Origin of the sequence: Levilactobacillus lindianensis, assembly GCF_003946095.1 — a bacterium.
Taxonomy (GTDB): Bacteria; Bacillota; Bacilli; order Lactobacillales; family Lactobacillaceae; genus Levilactobacillus; species Levilactobacillus lindianensis.
Map to the genome: position 1 here is coordinate 1 of NZ_RHOD01000030.1, position 20,822 is coordinate 20,822.

The 20,822-nt window shown below is 50.2% G+C and carries 19 protein-coding genes; 12 read left to right on the plus strand and 7 right to left on the minus strand.

Annotated features, from left to right (window positions below; all coding sequences use genetic code 11):
• Positions 1-90: 90 nt before the first annotated feature.
• Entirely contained in the window at positions 91-1,047 is a 957-nt protein-coding gene (locus tag EKM70_RS09805; RefSeq protein WP_125547440.1) for a nucleoside hydrolase, read from the minus strand.
• 184 nt (positions 1,048-1,231) lie between these two features.
• Between EKM70_RS09805 and EKM70_RS09810 the strand changes: the two genes are divergently transcribed.
• The gene (locus tag EKM70_RS09810; protein WP_125547442.1) at positions 1,232-2,275 is read left to right on the plus strand and encodes a PrsW family intramembrane metalloprotease; all 1,044 of its coding nucleotides are present in this window, start codon (positions 1,232-1,234) and stop codon (positions 2,273-2,275) included.
• On the opposite strand, the gene EKM70_RS09815 is transcribed toward EKM70_RS09810, so the two are convergent.
• Positions 2,260-3,015 (minus strand): alpha/beta hydrolase, encoded by a 756-nt coding sequence (locus tag EKM70_RS09815; RefSeq protein ID WP_125547444.1) that lies wholly within the window; start codon positions 3,013-3,015, stop codon positions 2,260-2,262. The genes EKM70_RS09810 and EKM70_RS09815 overlap by 16 nt on opposite strands.
• Positions 3,016-3,058: 43 nt before the next feature.
• Here EKM70_RS09815 and EKM70_RS09820 point away from each other — a divergent pair, with 43 nt between their 5' ends.
• Complete coding sequence (locus EKM70_RS09820) at positions 3,059-4,057, plus strand: NAD(P)/FAD-dependent oxidoreductase (protein ID WP_125547445.1); 999 nt, start codon at positions 3,059-3,061, stop codon at positions 4,055-4,057.
• Between the two features lie 267 nt (positions 4,058-4,324).
• Here the strand turns inward: EKM70_RS09820 and EKM70_RS09825 are convergent, their stop codons facing one another.
• Complete coding sequence (locus EKM70_RS09825; protein ID WP_125547469.1) at positions 4,325-6,415, minus strand: LTA synthase family protein; 2,091 nt, start codon at positions 6,413-6,415, stop codon at positions 4,325-4,327.
• Between the two features lie 278 nt (positions 6,416-6,693).
• On the opposite strand from EKM70_RS09825, the gene EKM70_RS09830 reads away from it, so the two are divergent.
• A complete protein-coding gene (locus EKM70_RS09830) occupies positions 6,694-7,365 on the plus strand; it encodes a histidine phosphatase family protein (protein WP_125547447.1) in 672 nt (223 codons plus the stop codon).
• 10 nt (positions 7,366-7,375) lie between these two features.
• Complete coding sequence (locus EKM70_RS09835) at positions 7,376-7,807, plus strand: GNAT family N-acetyltransferase (protein WP_125547450.1); 432 nt, start codon at positions 7,376-7,378, stop codon at positions 7,805-7,807.
• 140 nt (positions 7,808-7,947) lie between these two features.
• Here EKM70_RS09835 and EKM70_RS09840 read toward each other — a convergent pair whose 3' ends face one another.
• On the minus strand, positions 7,948-8,415 hold the full coding sequence (locus EKM70_RS09840) for a C40 family peptidase (protein WP_125547452.1): 468 nt from the start codon (positions 8,413-8,415) through the stop codon (positions 7,948-7,950).
• Between the two features lie 164 nt (positions 8,416-8,579).
• Here EKM70_RS09840 and EKM70_RS09845 point away from each other — a divergent pair, with 164 nt between their 5' ends.
• Both EKM70_RS09845 and EKM70_RS09850 read left to right on the plus strand, forming a co-directional pair.
• Entirely contained in the window at positions 8,580-9,086 is a 507-nt protein-coding gene (locus EKM70_RS09845) for a MerR family transcriptional regulator (protein WP_225416424.1), read from the plus strand.
• Between the two features lie 135 nt (positions 9,087-9,221).
• Positions 9,222-10,670: an MFS transporter gene (locus EKM70_RS09850; RefSeq protein ID WP_125547453.1), complete on the plus strand. Its 1,449-nt coding sequence runs from the start codon at positions 9,222-9,224 to the stop codon at positions 10,668-10,670.
• A 72-nt stretch (positions 10,671-10,742) separates the two neighbouring features.
• Here EKM70_RS09850 and EKM70_RS09855 read toward each other — a convergent pair whose 3' ends face one another.
• The gene (locus tag EKM70_RS09855; RefSeq protein WP_125547455.1) at positions 10,743-13,496 is read right to left on the minus strand and encodes an MMPL family transporter; all 2,754 of its coding nucleotides are present in this window, start codon (positions 13,494-13,496) and stop codon (positions 10,743-10,745) included.
• A 217-nt stretch (positions 13,497-13,713) separates the two neighbouring features.
• Between EKM70_RS09855 and EKM70_RS09860 the strand changes: the two genes are divergently transcribed.
• Entirely contained in the window at positions 13,714-13,947 is a 234-nt protein-coding gene (locus tag EKM70_RS09860) for a hypothetical protein (RefSeq protein WP_125547457.1), read from the plus strand.
• A gap of 80 nt (positions 13,948-14,027) precedes the next feature.
• Entirely contained in the window at positions 14,028-15,029 is a 1,002-nt protein-coding gene (locus EKM70_RS09865; RefSeq protein ID WP_125547459.1) for a linear amide C-N hydrolase, read from the plus strand.
• Here the strand turns inward: EKM70_RS09865 and EKM70_RS09870 are convergent.
• The gene (locus EKM70_RS09870) at positions 14,997-15,983 is read right to left on the minus strand and encodes a YdcF family protein (protein ID WP_125547461.1); all 987 of its coding nucleotides are present in this window, start codon (positions 15,981-15,983) and stop codon (positions 14,997-14,999) included. The two genes, EKM70_RS09865 and EKM70_RS09870, sit on opposite strands and share 33 nt — an antisense overlap.
• 111 nt (positions 15,984-16,094) lie before the next feature.
• On the opposite strand from EKM70_RS09870, the gene EKM70_RS09875 reads away from it, so the two are divergent.
• Positions 16,095-16,718 carry a glycoside hydrolase family 73 protein gene (locus EKM70_RS09875; protein WP_125547463.1) on the plus strand — a complete coding sequence of 208 codons (624 nt, stop codon included), beginning with the start codon at positions 16,095-16,097 and terminating at the stop codon, positions 16,716-16,718.
• A 49-nt stretch (positions 16,719-16,767) separates the two neighbouring features.
• On the opposite strand, the gene EKM70_RS09880 is transcribed toward EKM70_RS09875, so the two are convergent.
• The gene (locus tag EKM70_RS09880) at positions 16,768-18,084 is read right to left on the minus strand and encodes a class A beta-lactamase-related serine hydrolase (protein WP_225416425.1); all 1,317 of its coding nucleotides are present in this window, start codon (positions 18,082-18,084) and stop codon (positions 16,768-16,770) included.
• A 211-nt stretch (positions 18,085-18,295) separates the two neighbouring features.
• On the opposite strand from EKM70_RS09880, the gene EKM70_RS09885 reads away from it, so the two are divergent.
• The 3 genes from EKM70_RS09885 (at position 18,296) to EKM70_RS09895 (ending at position 20,601) form a co-directional block, all read left to right on the plus strand.
• Positions 18,296-19,102 carry a TerC family protein gene (locus EKM70_RS09885; protein WP_225416426.1) on the plus strand — a complete coding sequence of 269 codons (807 nt, stop codon included), beginning with the start codon at positions 18,296-18,298 and terminating at the stop codon, positions 19,100-19,102.
• 140 nt (positions 19,103-19,242) lie between these two features.
• A complete protein-coding gene (locus EKM70_RS09890; RefSeq protein WP_125547467.1) occupies positions 19,243-20,106 on the plus strand; it encodes an NAD(P)-dependent oxidoreductase in 864 nt (287 codons plus the stop codon).
• 114 nt (positions 20,107-20,220) lie between these two features.
• On the plus strand, positions 20,221-20,601 hold the full coding sequence (locus EKM70_RS09895) for a hypothetical protein (RefSeq protein WP_225416427.1): 381 nt from the start codon (positions 20,221-20,223) through the stop codon (positions 20,599-20,601).
• The last annotated feature ends 221 nt before the right edge of the window (positions 20,602-20,822 follow it).

Below are 20,822 nucleotides of genomic sequence, written 5' to 3' on the forward strand. Positions count from 1 at the left end.
AATACAAAAACAGAACTAGAAGCCGCTTAGCTTCTAGTTCTGTAAAACTATCTATCAACAGGATTTGACAGAGAGCCAAAGAGTTAAGATTTAGTTCTTTTTGAATAATGCGGTTAAGTATTCCATAAAGGTCTTCAAGTAACGATCCTTGTCAACGGCAACGGAAACTTTAACGTTAGTAGGTTCATTCAGACGGTTATCGTCACCGATAGTCCGACCGTAAGTTTCCTTGTTGTAGTTAACGACCATGTTCAAGTCGATAGTCGTAACGAAGCTAGGGTCGAGGGCAACACCGACTGCCAGTGGGTCATGCAAAGCACAGCCACCGAGGTTGTCGTTAACGTCAACATAAGCTTGGATGTAGTAGTCTACGATGTCGGCAAACTTTTCACCGGCTTCGGTACCTAAATCACGCCATTGTTGGGTTTCCTTCTTAGTTAAGAGGGTCCGTAAGGTAACGTCCAAACCAACCATCGTTGAGTGCATTGGGCTAGTCAAGACGGCGTTTGCGGCTTCAGCATCTTGGTTGATGTTGGCTTCGGCATAGGCCGTTACGTTACCTGGAACAGTCAAGGCACCACCCATAAAGGTCATGTTCCCAATTTCATTGGCGATTTCAGGAGCCTTCTTGAGGGCAGCGGCTAAGTTAGTCATTGGACCAGTAGGAACCAAGGTTAAGTCCTTACCATATTTGTGGGCAGCTTCGATTAAGAAGTCAACACCAGATTCTTTTTCAATGGCGCGCTTTGGTTCAGGCAATTCGACTTGACCAATCCCGTTTTCACCATGGATATCGGCACTAACTTGCATCCGGTCAAAGTGATCACTAGTTGAAGAATGGCTTTCGCCCAGGTAGACAGGAATGTCAGTGTGGCCGAGTAATTCCAAAATCTTCAAAGAGTTTTGGCCACCAGCTTCAACAACAACGTTCCCATAGGAACCAATAATCCCAATTAAGTCTACATCTGGAGCACCTAATGCGTATGCGATTGCGAGTGAATCGTCAATCCCAGTATCTAGGTCTAAAATCATTTTGCGTTTTGCCATGATATATTTATCTCCTCTTTCAGCTATAGTTGGCGGGTCGCCTACTACAACTATAATGTAACTGTTTACATTTAGCAACCTCCGAACCATTAGATGTTGAAGCGATTCGTCGTTCAGGGTAAGATAGGATTCAGGTTTAAGAAACGAATCGCGCCACACCTAAACCGTTTAGGGGGGACTGTGTATGGCTGATAAGGAGTCAGTAAAGCCGGCAAAACGGCATTTCGAGTACCACAATCATTTACTGGATGATGCAACCAAGGAAATGAACGAGTGGACGGGGGAAAATAAAGTTGTGGAAATTCATTTATTTTCGATGTTTTCCGCCGTATTTAAGCATCACGATCTGGACGATGCCGAGTCGTTGTTTATCGTAGGAACCCGAACGACCACACCATCGCTGGAGGCGGTCTCGGCGGCCCCCGTCAAGCCGTGGCTTTTTTCGCGGGTCTTTAGTGTTCTGGGCGTTAGCTTCGTGTTATTAGCCCTATTATTCCTCGGCTTTCGCAGTAATAACGCGGTGCCAGGGATGATCTTTATTGGGTCGCTAACGGTGCCATTCTCACTGTTGATCATGTTTTTTGAAATTAACGTTTTTCGAAATATTTCCGTCTATCAACTGATGACGGTCTTCTTGGTCGGGGGTATCTTGTCGCTGGTGGCCACGATGATCCTCTATTCCTTGATTCCTTCTGGAAATGGGACCTCGTGGGAATCGGCAGTCATCGTTGGGTTTATCGAGGAAACGGCGAAGATGTTAATTATTGCCTATTTTGTGAATCGGTTTAAATTAAATTACATTTTCAATGGCCTGCTCGTCGGAGCGGCAATTGGGGCCGGGTTTGCGGTCTTTGAGACTGCTGGATACACCGGTCAATATGGCCTGGTGACGTTACTCATGCGTAGTTGGCAAGCCATCGGGACCCATACGATCTGGTCGGCTATCATGGGGGCTGCCATCATTTTGGCTAAGGAGCGGCACCAACCCGTCACTGGGAGCAATATGGTTGCCCCCAAGTTCCTAAGGTTCTATTTGCTGGCAATCGCGCTACACTCCGGCTGGGACTGGAATGCGCCATTTAACGTGTTGGATATTCTCTATCTCCAACAGTGGGTTCTGATTGCAATCGGCTGGCTCGCGATCTTCGTGCTCATCAATGCAGGGCTACGTGAAGCGCGGACACTACAGGGGCAACGGATTCTAAAGAGTAGTCAACTCGGCGGATAGAGGAAGCGAATCATTAAGCGGTCGATTGCCGGATTCTCGTGAAGCAGGGAGTGCTGTGTCTGCCAGATAGGCCCTCTAAGCACCTTGAAACGATAGCTGGCTACTTGTCCAGCAACCAGCTGTTTCAGGGGTGTCGTGGTGTCTACGGGCACCTCACTGTCGTTATCGAGGCTACCAATGGCTCCCGCTAGGTTCAAAATGTGAAGTTGCGGTTCACGTTGTCTGAGTGGCTGGCGTCCCGGAAAATCGGCACCAATACAAATAAGGCGATAAACCGTGACGGGCGCATGTTGCGTCTGATTTAGATAGTCATAGGCGATGGTTCCTCCCGAGGAATGCCCGACCATGTTGACGTGGGTGATGCCATAGCGGTCGTGGAGTTGCTGAAGGACGGTCACGAGTTGCCGGGCTTCTTTACGGGAGTGGGTGTTGTCTTTAAAGAGGACGGGCACCAGGAGGTTAGTTGAGACGGGGGCGTGTTGCCGCCAGCTGACCCGACCGTTTACGGTTACGCGGGCTGTCAGGCTGTAGTGACCGAGATGAGGCCGATCGAGACTGGTGACCATTCCCCGTAGAGATAGCCAGCCACCACTGTTTCCCGGCAGAAAAAGGGTCGCGGTGTGGGTCTGAGGGACGCGCAAGTTAGTTAAGGCGCGTTGACGAGTCTGCCAGGCCCAACCCAGGACACCGAGTGTCAGACAAGTTGTGAGAAAGATAATGAGGCCACGACGATGTTTCAAGAGTAAGACCTCCTTTAAAGGCGTCGAAATGGAGTGAAGAGAATTGATTGAAAATTATGATATTACGATTATTGGTGGCGGTCCGGTAGGGATGTTTGCGGCCTTCTATGCTGGCATGCACAACGCGCACACACAAGTCATTGAAAGCCTGAGTGAACTGGGTGGCCAGGTGAATGCCCTGTACCCCGAGAAAACAATTTTAGATATTGCTGGGGTTCCGAGTATCGCCGGTAAGGATCTGATTCACGCCCAGCGAGAACAGCTAACGCAATTTCCATTAACCCTGAAGACGGGTGAAGCAGTCAGCAACGTCACACCGAATGACACGGGATTTCTGGTGACCACTCCCAAGGGAAGCAGTCAGACCAAAGCCGTGGTTGTCGCCGTCGGCAATGGCGCATTCACGCCGCGGCCGCTTAAGGTGCCCGGAGCCACTGAGCTCACCGGCCAGCACCTCTTCTATAGCGTGCCTGACCTAGAACGCTTCCGCGATCGGCGAGTGCTGATTGCTGGAGGCGGGGATGCCGCCATCGACTCGGCTTTGATGTTAGCCAGTGTGGCCAAGTCCGTCACCCTGATTCACCGACGAGCCCAATTCAGAGGACTTCCGCATATGGTGGATCGGCTGCACGCTTCGAGTGTGCAGGTGGTGACTCCCTATTTGATTAAGGAATTGGCAGCCACGGCAACCGGCGAGGTCACGGTAACCTTGAAACCTGTGGGGGGCGCTGGTGACCTCTTACAACAGGTGGTTGATGATGTTGTCGTGAGTTACGGGTTCATCGCCGACCACCGGGCGCTGGATGCCTGGGACGTGGACTTCGAGCAGGATCGCCACTTGATTTGTGTCGATCGCCAAATGATGACCAGTGTTCCTGGCATCTATGCCATTGGCGATGGGGCCACGTATCCCGGCAAGCAACCCTTGATTGCTGTGGGCTATGGTGAAGCGCCACTAGCCATCCAGGCGATTATGGATCGCGAATTTCCAGATCGCCGTGGTCCTATTCATAGTACCTCCCTGACGCCGAAACAGTCCTGATAAAGGCTTAAAAATTAAAGGAAGCTGACCAATTAACCCTCGTGGGAATTGGTCAGCTTCTTTAGATTGATGAGAAAACTTGGGTATAGAAAAGGTGGCCGTGCGGGTTAGCAGGCCACCTTTTGGGGTGCTTGGGTTTAGAGTGTCGAAACGTGTGCGACCAGGCAGCCGGTTCCGCTTAACACCGATAGCCAAACAATCCAAGTGCGGGATTGTCTGGCTATCGCCGTTAATGCTCACCAGCTAAACGCCTGGGCGCGCACTCTGTTATTTGCCACTAGTATCATCCTGATTGGTAATCTTGATTCGGTTAGAATCCGTTTCCTTATGGTTCAGTTCCGGTGCATCCGTGCGGTAGAGGCCTTGAGTGGACTTGTCGCCGTCTCTGGAGAAGATACTGGTTGACTTGAGTCCCAGGGACTTCTCGAGCTTTTCGGCCTTGGTGAGGCCATTAGCGTAGTTGTAATCGGAAGGATCCACTGCCTTGAAGCCCTTAGGGTTGTAGAACCGTAGAAGGTTCTTTTGGTTCAGTGAATCGGAGTCGGACAGGCCTTGGTTGACCTGGTCTTGCATCTTTTCCAACTTTTCTTTGAGCTTACCCGTGGGATGGATTTCCTGTTGGGTCTTGTTGCTATAAATCGTTCCATCAATCGACGTGTAGTCGGGGCTGACCCAGTCACGATTACGGAAGGCGACGACCTGGTTATGTTCTTTAGAGAAGAGGTCGGTCCCAAACTGCAGATACTGTTTGGAACTCATCCCCATCAGATGGAGTAGCGTCGGTAAGACGTCGACTTCGCCACCATAGGTGTGTTCAACCTTGCCGTGCTTGTATCCGGGCATGTTAAACATGAGCGGAACCCGTTGAAGTTGGGCATTGTCATAATCGTCCCAGTCGTCGGGATCGACGTCTAAGACCTTGGCGAGACTCTTATTCGAAGAATTAGAGATTCCGTAGTGGTCCCCGTAAAGCATCACTAGTGAGTTCTTGGCCAAACCAGACTTATTCAGGTAGTCGTAAAATTCCTTGATGGATTGGTCGAGGTAATTGGCGGTCTTGAAGTAGTTATCCACCGTTTTATCCCCAGTATCGGGCGTCTTAAATGACGAATCTTCACTATCCAGGGTGAACGGGAAGTGGTTGCTGACGGTTAGGTACTTGACGTAGAACGGTTGTTGTAAGTGTTCCAGGTATTTGACGGAGTCATTGAAGAGGAGCTTATCCTTCAAGCCATAACCCAAGGATTTGTCACCCGAGGTGTCATAATAGCTGGCGTCGAAGAAGTACTGATAACCGAGGTTCTTGTAGGTGTTATTCCGGTTCCAGAAGCTCCCCACGTTACCGTGGAAGACAGCGGTCGAGTAGCCCGCCTGATCGAAGATGGCGGGAGAGGCCTGGAAGGTGTTGTCATTCCCTAATTGGGTAAACAGCGATCCTTGTGGTAGGCCATAGGTCCCAGTCTCCAGCATGGTTTCGGCATCGGACGTCTTCCCTTGCCCGACTTCATGGAAGAAGTTATCGAAGCTGTAGGTGGACTTGCTCTTATAGAGTTTGTTCAAGAACGGCGTAACTTCTTGACCATTAATCTTCTTATTAATCAAAAATTGTTGGAAACTTTCCAAGTGAATGATAATAACATTTTTCTTCTTGGCTACACCATAGAGTTGTTTATCGGGAGCCGCGTAATTCTTATGAATGTATTTGAGAATGCCATCGAGTTCGGACTTCTTAGCGGTCGCCCGCAGCTCACTGGTATGGCCAGACTTGATGCCGTCGTAAACGGTGAAGGCGTCGAGTCCAAGGTACTTGACCACGTAAGTTCGGTCGAAGGTCCGCGTCAGGAGTTGTGGCCGGTCCATTTCGCCCAGTGACAGGTTGACCGTGAAGGCTAGAAAGGCCACCGAGGTGACGGCCAGGCCAACGCGCTTGTTGACGGGCCGAGGATCGATGCGGATCCGCCGGACGGCAAGAAGCACCAGGATAACCACCAGGTCCAGCCAATACAGCACGTCGTGAGGGGAGGTCAGAGCCAGCGAACTGCCAGAGAGTCCTTGGTCAACCTTGGAATACCCCAACATGGTGCTCACGGTCATGAAGTCCGTGAACTCACGGAAGTAGATGACGTTGATGTAGAGTAGCAGGGTATTAAGGATATCAATCAGAAAGAGAAACGGGTAAAAGAAACGTGCCCGTTTAAAATAAAGGGCGAGGCCAAACAGCAGAATGGTCGTCGCGATAGGATTGAGGAGCACAATTAAAAATTGAAACGGGTCGCTCAGGTTTAGTTTAAAGTCAACGAAGTAAGCGACCAGCGTTTTTAACCAGAATAGGATGACCATCAGGCTGACAAAGCCCATGCGGGTCCCCGTTCTGGCCCATAGTTGTTTGAGACGTTCCAAAATATTTCGCTCCTTCGTGTCTAAATAAGTAGTTCCAGTTTACCATAGAAAGATCGTCGTGCGATCATCAAGGTCCGCTCTTCATCCTAGCAAAGAATCTTGTAAAAGGGGGCGTGCCTGAGCAACTTTAGGAAAAGTTTAAGGGCACTTAAAATGCTTAACGCGGCCGACCACATCTTTGGTAGAATAGAGTTAAGATAAGAAGCAGTTGATGTGATGAAAGGTGTGAAGGCGTTATGGATAAGCAAGTCACGCTCTACGTGGTTCGCCACGGCCAGACCTATTTTAACATTTATAATAAATTACAAGGGTGGAGTAACTCGCCGCTGACGGAAAATGGTATTGCGGATGCTAAGGCAGCCGGTCAACGTTTAGCCAATGTCCCCTTTGTTGCGGCGTATTGTAGCGATACCACACGAGCCGAACAGACGGCAGACACGATCTTAGCGGCCAACCAGTCACAACCGGCGGCCCGTCTGACGGCCTTGCCGGAGTTTCGTGAGGAGTTCTACGGGTATTATGAGGGGACAGACATGGCACAGGCCTGGTACGTTGCCGGGGCACCTCATGGGACGCCAACGTTTAAAGCAATTGAAGAAAAGTACTCGATTGGGAAGGCCAAGGATTTCCTGAAGGCGGCCGATCCCTTCCATCAGGCGGAGGATAACCAAGAGTATTGGACGCGAGTGGATCGCGGCTTTGCCACGATCCTAGCCAATCCGGCCGTTCACGACGGCGATAACGTTCTCTTGATCAGTCACGGGAACACGTTACTGAGCTTGATGGAACGCTATGGTCAGGGGCGCTACGACCTGAGCATCCGACCCGCCAATGGGAGTCTGACCAAGTTGCGGCTGACGGCCGATGGGATTACGGTTCTGAGTTACAACGAAAAAGATGAGAAATGAGGGTGGCTTAATGGAGTGTAAACATGCTTGGGGAATCGCAACGCCTTGCTATGAGGACGCACTAGGAATTCGTGAGGCGGTCTTTATCGATGAACAGGGGATTGACCCCGAGATTGAGTTAGACGGTGCTGACGAGGATAAGATGCACTACGTCGGCTATGTTGATGACCGCCCCGTGACAACGGCCAGAATTGATATGCTGGCAGGCAACCGCGTCAAAATCCAGCGGGTAGCGACGGTCAAGGTGGCTCGCCACCAAGGCTATGCCGGGGCACTGATCAAACAGATCATTGCCGATGCGCAGCGTTCCGAAGTTCGTGGCGTGGAGCTCGATGCTCAGGAAACGGCAATCAATTTCTACAAAGAGCTCGGTTTTGAACCGGTCGGAACAACCTTTCAGGAGGCCGGGATCACGCATCAAACCATGCGTTACGGGGCCTAATAAGTAAATTGACGACGCCTCGCTACTATAATCAGTAGCGAAGCGTTTTTCTATCGGATCAGAAAAGCGTCACCGTAAGCCAAATGCTTACCGGTGACGCTTCATTTATAACGTTCAGTCATTCATGAGGAAATTTGAAACTAGTCAGTTGTCACACGGGCGTAACCAACAGCGTGCCACCATGGAGCGTGAACAGCTTCGCGAACCACACCACGGTTTTGGGCATCGATCATCTTACCCTTACCAATGTACATCCCAACGTGAGAGATAGATCCCTTACTCCAACCGAAGAAGACTAAGTCACCCTTCTTGATGTGCTTGTAGCTCACGTGCTTGTAATGGTTGTATTGTGCTTGAGCAGTCCGTGGAAGCGTGGTCTTAGCACCCTTCTTGTAGATGTAACTGGTGAACCCAGAGCAATCAAATGCGGAAGGACCAGTAGCACCGTAAACGTAACGAGCACCTAAATGTGACTTGGCAACCTTGTAAATTTGGTTGTATGACTTGTTTGAAGCGGCGGAAGCGGTAGTGGAAGTGGACATGGTCAGTGCGAAGAAACCAACAACCAGTAAGGCTAACGCGGCAATCGTTTTGACAACTTTCTTCATTCCTATAAACAACTCCTCATGAATTATTACAAGTACAAGCCTACCAATGTAATGTGACAAACGTGTAACAAGAAAGTTGCAAGCCCGTTAAATGTCTTAAACAATTCATTACTTTTGCTGAAATCTTGTAAAATAACGCGTAATATTGGTAAAATCTAACATGAATGGTAACTAAGTTGACAGGGGAAGTGGGGATCCGGATGGCAGAATTTACGAAACAAGTACGCGAAACATTTGATTTTCATCGGTTAGTCTTTCGAATTGGGGAATTGGGGACGATGACCGGAGTTTCGGCTCGGCAATTACGGTACTGGGAGAAGAAGGGATTCATCACTTCGCAGGAACGGACGGATGGCCAACAGGCCCGGGTTTACACGTTCAAGACCTTTATTAAGGTGTCGATGATGAAACATTTCTTGGATATGGGGTTCACACTGACTGCCGCGGAACAGCAAGCCACGGCCCGTGAGCAACGCGTGAAATACATTCACCGGTTTATTTCAACGGGGATGCAGGGACTGGCCAATCTTGATGGTCAGATGGCCTTGAACCTGGGGGCCTTTGATGAGCACCAAACACTGATGGCGCTGGTACCAGACGACGGTCCTGTGACCTATCGGTTATTACCGAACGGTGAGGCGCAACGCCTGACGGATGAGACTGCTGAATAAAAGTTTACTGAGCGGTCGGGGGACGATCGGCAGACTTGATAAGAATGACGACTCTGGACCACGAACAGTTTGACGGGCTGTTCGTGGTCCCTGTTGCTCGTAACAAAATTAGCTAAGCTATAGGAGATCATAAGTATGGCAGTGAAAAATTTTGCGGCAGACCCGCAGATTCAAAAGCATCGGTGGTGGATTCTGATTGCCGTGTGCCTCTTTACCTTCATGTCGACACTGGATGGGAGTATCGTAAACATTGCGTTGCCGGTCATGAGTCAGGATTTGAAGATTCCGATGAACCAAGCAGAATGGGTCGTGTCGGTTTACCTGATTACCATTTGTGCGTTATTGCTATTATTTGGCAAATTGGGCGATACTCGTGGTAAAATTCGTATCTTTAAGATCGGGTCGGTGATGTTCACCGTTGGGTCGTTGCTCTGTGGGTTTAGTGTGGGGCTGCCCTTTCTGTTGGTTGCCCGAGCAATTCAAGCCATTGGGGCTGCTATGACCATGGCGACGAACAGTGGAATCATTACCGAAGTCTTTCCCTTTAATGAACGTGGGCGAGCCTTGGGAATGATCGGGTCCTTCGTGGCGCTCGGCAGTATTGCGGGCCCTGGGGTTGGTGGCATTATCTTGGCGCATCTTAGCTGGGGGTACATTTTCTGGATTAACGTGCCCATTGGCATTATGGCGTTGTTCATCGGTCAACGAATCTTGCCGCGAGATATTACCGTAACTAAGGCCGCCATCGACGGCCGTGGGGCAGGGTTATTCGGTCTAATCATGGTGAGCATTTTTGCTGGTGTTTTCGTGGGGCAAGAGATTGGGTTTAATCAGCCCGTTATCTGGGGACTCTTCGCCGTTGGACTGGTGGCAATCGTGGTCTTTGTTCGTTGGGAACTCAAGGCCGACGATCCAATTCTAGCGTTGAAACTCTTTAAGAATAAACGGTTCACTATTAGTATTCTCTGTGCTTTCTTAATCTTTGTGGCCAACTTCTTCTTTAACGTGATTGCGCCATTCTATTTGGAAAATGCTCGGGGGATGGCCGCTAACTACGCCGGCTATGCCCTGATGACCTTCCCAATCGTGCAGGTCGTCGTGGCTCCCATCGCGGGGGCGATCTCCGATCGAATTGGACCAGAGTTATTGACGTTTGTTGGCTTGGTCTTGATCTCAGTTAGCCAAGTGGGCTACATGTTTGCCAGCTTAGCGACACCGTTGTGGGTCTTCATGGGTTTCATTGGTCTGGTTGGTTTCGGTAACGGGATCTTCATGGCTCCGAATAACACGATTGTGATGAGTTCTGTGCCCGTGAAAGACCTGGGAGTTGCTGGGGGCATCAATGCCTTGGCGCGAGAACTGGGCATGATTATCGGCATTTCTGTGGCCACAACCGTGCTCTTTTCCGCAATGGGCCATTATGCTGGGCATCGGGTGACGGCCTACCTGCCAAAACAACCACAAGTCTTCATTGACGGGATGCACGTGGCCTTTATGGTTGCCCTGATTATCTGTCTGATCGCGACGGGCATTACCGGTTGGCGACTCCTGCATCGTCAAGGACGTACCACGAAAGTCGCTTAAATTTAAACAGCATACAAGAAAGCACCGTAGCCAGTTTTATCTGGTTACGGTGCTTTTTAAAATCATTAATGACTAGTCTTGATCTTGACGATCATCTGGTGTTGGCCGGTCAGCGCGCTTCTTGTGGCGGAACTGAATAGGTTTTTGTCCTGGAATAATCACGGACAGCTTCCCGAATGAGGAGGCCATCAATGGTAGGGCCAGATTGAAGATGATTGCGGTGAAGATGGTAATCAGAGCCACAGCGGTTAAAGTCTGTGATTCTGCGGCTAGGAGTCCCAAGACACCGGCAATGACAATAAACAGCGAGTGCCGCATGGTTTGACCAACTTCATGAATCCCTGGGAGCAGCCAATCTAACAGTGGGGCATCATTGAGGCGGTAACTCAGTGCGAGCTGTGTGAGCTCAACGACGGCTAATACTGTCAGTGGCACGAAGCTCAACAGTGGCACTTGCCAGTTGAACTCGTTGTTACCGGTTAACCATTTCATCAGGAGTTGCGTCAGTTGGTAACCAGCAGCGGTTGAGGCGATAAACGTCAGGAACCAGTAGCTGGATTGCAGGACGGAACGGCTGAAGAGGATCAAGAGTAACAGCGTGATTCCCGCAATGAGCAGGAGAACCCGTGGGAAGTCATGTTGATATTGAGATTGAATGGTGCTGGCGACAGCCGGTTGGCCACTGAAGGTCAAGGTTGCCTTGGAGAGGGACGTGCCCCGAAGCTGACTCTGAGCGACTTGCTTCAATTGTTTGAGTGTAGCCGTGGTCGTCTTGGCGTTTGGTTCCTGCTTCAAGGTGATGGTCAGGTACGTGGTCTTAACCTTAGCATCGGTGTAGTTGACCAGAGACTGTTGGAAATCGCCACTGGAAATCTGAGCCGGTGATAGGTAAAGCGACTTGGCCGCCTCGGAAGTTTGTAAGCCCCCAAGGTAGAGGTAAATCTGATTCAATGACTTTTGCATCGAAGCAACCTGCTTCTTCGAACTCTTCAGGCTCTTGTTGACCGCCTTGAGAGAAGCAGCATAGTTGCTGAGATTACTGTGAGCAGTTGTCACGTCGGTGTTGGTGGTGCTGACCGCAGAAGACAAGCTACTCAAGGAACTCAGCGCACTATTTAATTCAGAATTAACTTGGTTTAGCTGATTAATGTACTGGGTGATCCGGGCTGAAGTCTTGCTACTTCCAGAAGCATTTGAACGGTTCAACGCCGCCTGTAAGGAGGTTTGCAGAGAACTGCTGTCACTCATCAACGTTGACGTTTGACCGGCCAACGAGTTTAAGCGTTTGACTTCGGCGTTCAACGTCTTTTGTTTCAAGTTGGATTGGTCGGACTGCAAGTCGTTGCGGACCGTTCCCAGTCGTCCAACGATGCCCGTGAGGTTTTCACTCAGGGAAGTCAGTTGGTTAGACACGTAGTATTGCGTGATTGGTTGACCACCAGGCTGAGTTACTGAGGTGACGGAAGCCACGCCCGGTTGAGCCTTGAGTTTCTTGGTTAAATTGTCCAATTGGAATAATTGGTTCTGATTGTCTAGGCGTTGGTTCGATTGAATGTAGAGCGTCACCGGAGTGGCTTGCCCTTGACCGAAGTGCGCACTTAAGACCCGAGCACCCTGCACGGCTTGGTTATTGGGAATATCCTGGGTGTTGTTGTAGTTGAGTTGTTGATGACCGACCGTCAACGGTACGATCAAGTAGAGTACGGCAGCCACGGCAATCCAAGGTTGCCAGAGGCCAAACTTAGCTAAGTGACCCCAGAGGCGGTGATCCTTGAGCTGTGGTCGAGTCTTCTTGGGCCAGAAGAGACTTTCACCAAGCATCCCCGTAAAGATTGGGGTGAGGCTTAAGCTGGCAATTCCGGTGATGGCAAAGCCAATCCCGAGAACTCCCAGTGCACGAATTGATGAGAAGTCGAAGAACATGAGGCTCCCAAAGGCAATCGTCAAGCTCAAGGTACTGATTAGAACCCGGTAACCCAAGTTGTAGATGACGGTCGAAGTGGCTTCTTGACTCGCCATCCCTTCGTCGACGAGTTGCCGCAACTCTCTGTAGAACCAGAAGCTGGTTAACAGGGTGAAGAGGCTAATACCCATCAACAAGAAGATTGGCGTGTATTCGGAGTACGCGAAGTTCCAGTGGTAGGCCAGGTTAGTCGCGAGTGAGAGCGTCGTTACATAACTGATTAAAATAGCAAGGAACGTAATAATTGGCGCAATCACTGAGGCGAAGAGAATTCCCATCGCAACTAAGGCGATTAGTAAGGTCATGAGAATAACAATGAGGGTAAATGAAGAAATATGTTCATTGGCCGCATCACTGACAATTTCTGGGCTGGTGACGTAGGTTGTGAGGCCAACGGTGGTCACGGCTGACTTCAGCTGACTCGCCATCTGGCGAACCGTGCCTTGGTTCCGGCTAACAGCCAATTGCACAATTTCCGTGGATTTATCCTTGGAGAAAAGTTGTGGCTTGCTGGTTGGCGTGTTGGTCATCGTGGTAATCTTCTTGATGCCGTAGTAGCTTGACTTCTGTTGCAAACTCGAAACGGTCTTATTGACCGAAGCCAGTTGCTTATTTGTCAGCACACCATCGGGATTGTTGAAGACCGCGTTAACGGTGTAGGTCCCATCTAAGTTACGTCCCCAATTGTTCTTAATCTGGGATGCCTTTACGGGCTGACTCGTATTTGCTAATTGTGGTTGGCCGTCATACTGAATGATGGTCTTGATATTTGGCAGGGTAACAATTGCCGCAAAGACCACGATTAGCCAGAATACGAGTGCAAAAATCCGGTTGTGGTGAAGCTTTCTTATCCGTTCTTGCATATGTAATCTGAGTCCTCTCTATGTAATCAATTTCCCGCCGTGCAAGCAGGGTGCAGTTCAATGTTAATTTTACCATATCGACGGCAGAACGGGCCGTTTTCCTGGTTATTTAAGAAAGTTTAAAAAAGACGTAAGGATGTCTTTCGTTGACTCTGGCCGTAAAGCGGGTAAAGTAAAGGATCTGATTCCAAATACAAGTGAAGGAAAGTGACTTCTAATGGCTAAACATCATCGGCCCTATCAAAGCCCGTTTGCACCACTCCTAACCGCTGACCGCTATGCGTTTGCGACGCAGTTAGCGACACGTTATGGCAAGGACCAAAGTGAAATTCTCTTTGCCTACCTAAAGATTACCGCCGCCACTCAGACTCTCGGCCTAGCCGAAGGTCCCCGACAACGGGAGATCGATCGGCGGTTTCAAGCCTTTTTGGTCGCAGATCGGCCAGAGTAAGGCAATTGATTGAATCGGTTTAATTTTTCACGTAAACTGAATTAACGATCTAAATTAATTATTCAGGGAGGGTGTTTGGCATGTGTACCAGTATCTTACAGTTGACGCGCGATGGTCGCCACATCCTGGCGCGAACGATGGATTGGCACCGCTTGGCAGTTCAGCCCGTCTTCGTGCCACGAAACTTTCGGTGGCAGAGTGTGTTCGACAATCGCTGGCACACCAGTCGTTATGCCATGATCGGCGGTGGCGGTGCCCATCATCATGAGATCGACGTCTCCGATGGCGTCAATGAGCGTGGGCTGAGTGTGCAGAAGTTAACGTTTGCTAACGGGTCTCAGCTGGTCGATCAGCCAACGCCGGGGAAAATTCACCTAGCGCCCTATGAATTTTCCTATTATTTGTTAGCTAACTTCTGTTCGGTGGCCGAGATCGAAGCACATCTGTCCGAGATTGAACTCATGAGTCGCCAGTTCGCAGTCAATCCAATTGGGGATGCGGAACTGCACTTTGCCGTGGTTGACCGAACTGGTCGGACCGTGGTCATTGAACCCACGCACTTTCCTATGAAGATTCGAGAGAATCCTTTAGGCGTGGTCACCAATAGTAAAGACTTTGACGTCCAGCTGGCGCGATTGGGTCAGTATGTCACCTATACCGATGACTTCTTGGCGGGCGCCGTCCCCCGTGACACGCCGCGAGTCACGACCGGTAAGTTCTCCGGCAAGCCCGTTCCCAGTGGATCTTTTACGCCCGGTGGCCGATTTGTGCGGGCCGCTTACTATAAGGAACGGGTGGATTTCCCGGATGATGAGGCGGCAGGCATCATCAGTGCTTGGCACCTGCTAAATAGTGTCACGGTGCCCCAGAGTCATCAGTATCGACCGACGTATTCCGTCTATCGAGCGGCCACGAGTTGTGAGTCGTTGACCTACTACTTTCAGCCCTACAATCGACTGGATGTGGTGCAGCTACGACTGACGCCGGCGATGCTCACGGCTACCGAGCCGAAGTTCTACCCGGTGGCGAACACCTTAAAAGTGACGTCGTTAAATGAGCAACCAGATCAAGTTCGCTACTAGCAAACCCAAGGCTATCAGCCAATGGAAGTGCCAGTTGCTTACCAGAATAGCCATGAACTCACGAGCAAAGCCGATAGGCACATAGTCCAGGGGTGTTGGTGCAGGAATACTCCCGACATTGAGCCCCATGTGCCGGGCTAGCCGCCGGGTTCGAAACAAATGGTAACCATTGGTGATGACCACCACGCGACCGCCGTGATGGGGCAACCGCTGCCAAATAGCGAGGCTGTTGGCGAGGTTGGCTTGTGTGTTGGACGCGGCTGACTCTAGGTGAATCGCGGCTGCGGGAAAGTGGTGGTTTCGCAAGTAAGCCGCCATCGCCGCGGCTTCGGTCAGATCCTCATCGGGGCCTTGGCCACCGCTGACGATTATGGTGACGGGATGTGCTTGCTGCCGAGCAAAATGCAGGGCAGTGTCAAGTCGAGCCGCGAGAACGCGGCCGATGTGGTGGCCGTTGATGAGACCAGCACCTAGGACCACCAGGGTATCGGCGCGGCGAGCATGCCAGATGACGACCCGTAGATAGCCTACGACACTCGCCGCGAAGAGTAGACCGAGATAAGCACTCAGTGCAGGGATAAAAGTTAGCCAAGGCCAGAGCGTGCCAGTAAAGTGACCGGTCCCTAAGGCCCAGATCCAGCCAATGCTCAGTAATAACCACCCCCAGATGCCTAGACTCATCCCCAACGAGAGACGTTCGCGTTTGCGGACAATGAGCTGGGGCCGGATGGCAATCAACAGGAGGGTTAGCAGGCCCCACAAACCGATGAAACCAATGCAGATGGTGCCAATGCCAGCGAGCAATTGGGCGCCCCAGCCATAGCTGCGATAGGCCAGCCCCGTGATGAGGCCGCCACCAATAACGGTGATCGCGGCACTAAACAGTCCCTGGGGCTGCCACCAGGTGGTCAGACCGACCACGACAAGAATAAAGATGATTAGGTCACCTAACATGAGCCACCCCTTCTAAAGCTTAAGTTTTTTTGAGAGTTCACAAATTTTAATGTTTTAACAGGAAAGATCGTTATAATTGAGAACATTATAACTGAGATTGGAGGGACGAGGGTGCCTAAACGACGAAAAAGACGACGAAAGAAGACCGCAAGTCCGGCGACGGCCACGTGGATCTTTGTCATGGTCCTCTTGGTTCTGGGCGGTGGGTTGCTAGTTCGCGGCAAGATCAAGACGGAAATGCAAGACCAAACGATGACGCAAACTGAGACGGGCGCGAGTTCCCATGAGTCGGCGAGCCAACAGAAATTTATTAAGAAGATGGCCAAGCCGGCGGTGCGCGTCTATCGTCAAAACGGCCAGGTTCTTCCTAGCATTGTGATCGCCCAGGCCATTCTTGAGTCTAGTTGGGGCACCTCGGCCCTCTTTCTCCAGGCAAATAATCCGTTTGGAGTCAAGGGAAGCTACGAAGGCCGTACCAAGAGCTTTCCGACCACGGAATATGTGAATAACAAGAAGATTTCGATAAACGCGAATTTTCGGGATTATCCGACATTGACGGCGGCAATCTTGGATCACGATGCGTTGCTCAAACGCGATTACTTCAAGCAAACGGTGACGGACTATCCCACGGCAGCCAAGCTCCTCCAGCGAAATGGCTACGCGACGGATCCCAAGTATGCCAAGAAATTAACCAATTTGATTGCGACGTATAATTTAAATGAATATGACACGTAACCAAATGAAAAAGCAGCCGAATTTATCGGCTGCTTTTTTCGTAGAATCGTTAGTTTTCGTTGCAGTAACGCGCGACATCGTAGAGGTTCTGAGCCAAATCATTGATCGAGCGGGTTGGCCGTTGGTTGGCGAAGAGCACGACCCCTTGACGATTGCCTTCGGTGCCGTAGAGAATGGCTTCGTAGCCGCTGCCACTCAGGACACCCCGAACGCGTTTGATGCTACCTGTCAGGTGGTACAGGCCACCTGCATAGGAATAGTGGTAATCATTCATCAGGTCATAGTATTGGTTCTTAGTCAGGATCTTCCCGTTACGAATTCCCTTTTGAATGGCGTAGTAGTCTTCTGGGGTGGTGTAGTAGTTCCCGGCACCCAAAAGCGACGACATCATTTTCGTGGAGACGGCCCCAGGTTGGTTGGCCTTACCATTATTGTACTGATAACCGGCGGCCACCTGGGCGTTACTTGGCAACTGGTTCCAAGCATAGGTGTGTTTCAAGCCTAAAGGCTTCACGATGCGTTGGGAAACCAGGGTGTTGTAGTCCTTACCGGTAACCTTGGAAGCAATGCCCGCCAGTAACACGTAGTTGGCGTTGGTGTAATTATAATTGTTGTTCCCGGCGACCTTCATTTGGTCGAGGGTGTAGTTGATTTCAGAATTCTGTGAGGACAAGACTTTGCTAGGCGTCGTTTCATCCATGTCGATTCCGGAACGGTGGTTCAAGAGTTGCCGGATCGTGATGCTATTACTGTTCCGAACGGAAGGGTAGTAGGCACTCAATTTGGTATTCATGGAGAGTTTACCGCTGGCCGCCAGCTGTTCGATGAGGGCTCCGGTCATGACCTTCTGTAAGGAAGCCGTGGGGTAGAGCGAATTCGTCGAGTTCAGGATCTTCTTATCAGCATTGGCGTAGCCGACGCTAACGTGGCTGGCTCCCTTCGTAAAGTTGTTGAAAACCATGGCACTGCCTTGAAAGTTAGCATGATTCAAGAAAGTCGCGATCTTCTGTGACCGACTGTACTTTTGGAGGGCCTTGACGTCTACCCACCCAATGGTTTTACCATACCAAGAGAACTTGGCAAATTGCGCGCCGTTTGACAGTGTGACCGTTTGGCTAACTCGAACGAAACGATGTTGCCAATTCTTACCGCTGGCATCACGCGTCTTAGCGGAGTGCTTGGTGTAATAGGGGCCATAGTAGTAGATGCCGTCGTTACGGGCTTTCTGGTTGAAAAACCGGGCATTGTAATCGGTATTCTTCGTCTTGGTAATGGTCAAATAACTTTTGGCATGAGCAACTTCAACGGGTGCGACTGCACCAACCAGGAGAGACAGTCCAGCAACAATCCACAAATACTTTTTCAAATTTATCATCCATTTCCCTTAAATTACCTCTCATACTAACGCGTTTTTATTGCCGTTGTGTAACAGACGCGTCGCAATTTGGTAAAGTTTTAAACGTTTTAAATTATGAATGAATCGTTTTTTCTTATTAAATCGTTAATTAATGGCGGCCCCTAAGCAATGAATACCGTGCAAGTCATGGGGGTGTATGGTACACTAGCCAAAAATAAATATGTTAATTAAGGAGCTGAACCAAGCGTTGTTACATTTTCTTGGTCAATTATACGGGCCATTCTTTTCTGTTCATAATTGGGAAACCGTGATCACTTCCGGGGATGACTGGTTAATTATTTTTTCGTTAGTATTAATTGAATGTTTGTTATCGGTGGACAATGCGGTGGTTCTGGCCGCTCAGACGCAGTCGCTACCTACGCAGAAACAACGAGAAGAATCTTTGTTCTATGGGATCTGGGGAGCCTACATCTTCCGGTTCATCATTATTGGACTGGGGACCTACCTGATTAACTTCTGGGAGATCAAGGTTGTGGGGGCACTGTACCTGGCCTTTCTAGTCTTCCAATTCTTCAGTAAGACCCGCGTCACCCACACGCGAAAACTGGTGAGCGAGAAGAAAAAACGAATTTTACCCCTATTCTGGTCGGTCGTTCTGCAAATTGAAATGATGGATATCATCTTCTCCATCGACTCCGTTCTGGCGTCACTAGCTATCTCCAGTAACCCCGTGATCGTGTTGATCGGGGGCCTGATTGGGATCTTGGCAATGCGGGGTGTCGCTGAGGTTATTATGAAGTTGATGCAACGGATTCCAGAATTGGAACCGATGGCTTACATCCTGATCGGTTTGATTGCGGTGAAGCTATTCATCTCGATTCCAGCAATCGACATCGAACTTCCAGCGACTCTGTTTGGTTTAATTGTGCTCGGAGCTATTGTCCTGACGTTGATTATTCATGTGGTACGTAAGCGGCGTCGTGCCAAGGACACTGAAGACAAACCGGCAACTGAAAATGATAAATAACAACGTTTTAACTGAATAGAGTTGAAACTAAGTCAAGGGATCTGTGAGTGAATCACGGGTCCTTTTTTTATTGGTGGGCGGGCACTGGTTTCCCGTGGCCCGTGGTATGATAGACGTAAGTTATAAAGGAGGCACCGCTTATGCAAATTGGATTTATCGGGACCGGTGTGATGGGCACCGGAATTGTGATGAACTTGTTGAAGGCTGGTCAGTCGGTGGTGGTTTACAATCGGACGAAGGCCCATGCGCAGACCGTGTTGGATGCTGGGGCAACCTGGGCGGATTCACCACAGACCGTGGCTGAGCAGAGTCAGCTGATTATGTCGATGGTCGGCTATCCGCGTGATGTCGAGGAAGTTTACACCGGGCAGCATGGGGTCTTTGCAGGTATCCAGGATGGGAGTATTGTGGTGGATATGACCACCAGTACCCCCGCATTAGCGGTTAAATTAGCCCAGCTGGCCCATGACCACGATGTGCTGGCCTTAGACGCTCCCGTCTCCGGTGGGGATGTCGGTGCCAAGAATGCCACGTTGACCGTGATGGTCGGTGGCGACAAGGCGGCCTATGATCAAGTACTGCCAGTCTTCAACCAAGTGGGTCAACGGGTGGCGTACTTCGGTGATGCCGGCAAGGGTCAGCATACCAAGATGGCCAATCAGATTATGATTGCCGGAACGATGACCGGGATGACGGAAATGCTGGTCTACGCGAAGGCGGCCGGCTTGGATTTACCAGCCGTCCTGGAAACGCTGGCCAGTGGCAGTGCCGATAACTGGAGCATGGACAACTATGCCCCACGCATTTTAAAGGGTGACTACACGCCAGGCTTCTTTGCCAAGCATTTCCTGAAGGACTTACGGATTGCCTTACAAGAGGCGGATCGCATGAACTTGGATCTGCCGGCAACCAAGCAGGCGAAGTTATTGTACGAGGCCATGGTCGATGACGATGATCTCGGCAATGACGGGACCCAAGGCTTAATCAAGACCTACGAGAAGTAGGTAAAATAAACAGTCAATGAGCAGGGGCAATGTTGAATTGACCCTGTTTTGCGATCAAGTGGAGGTTGCTCGCAAAACTATGTTAAAAGCCTACCTAAAGGGTGTCGTGCCATTTTGATTCTAGCCATTAGTACCTTTAACTTGCGGGCTGGAAGGTTTGATTTCAGTCTATCCTGGTGGTTGGTCTATCTGATTCTGAGTTATCTGGTTATTTTTCCCTGGGCGTATCGACGCCTATCGGGGGACTTCAAGCAGGCCCCCGATTTTGCCAAACGACTAAGCCGTTCACAAGAAGATTCAGAACAGAAGGCTTTGCGGATGGGCTCAAATTATGCGAATACCGGTCGGATGGGCGTTAGCCGAATCGGGGACGCTTCCGGAAAGGAAAGTTGGCTCACCCGTTGGGGGACGGACTTTGTGCTCAGGATCTTTCTGATTCTCGCGGGTGTCTTTCCGGCCGTCTATTGGTGGGTTAAAGATCGTCGGACAAGATGAAAGTGTGACAAAGGGTGGTTAGTCAATGAGCATTAACGTCGATAGACGGCTAATCCTGATCTTGGATTGTTTGTCTATCGGGGTTAAGCGGAGTTGACTGTCTTTTGTCACATGTTTTGACTATAGATGTTCGGAGCGCAAGAAGAGGCTGTGACATAAGTCTCCAAAATGAAAGCTGGTTGAGAGGAATCTTCGGATTTCTCCCGACCAGCTTTTTGGTA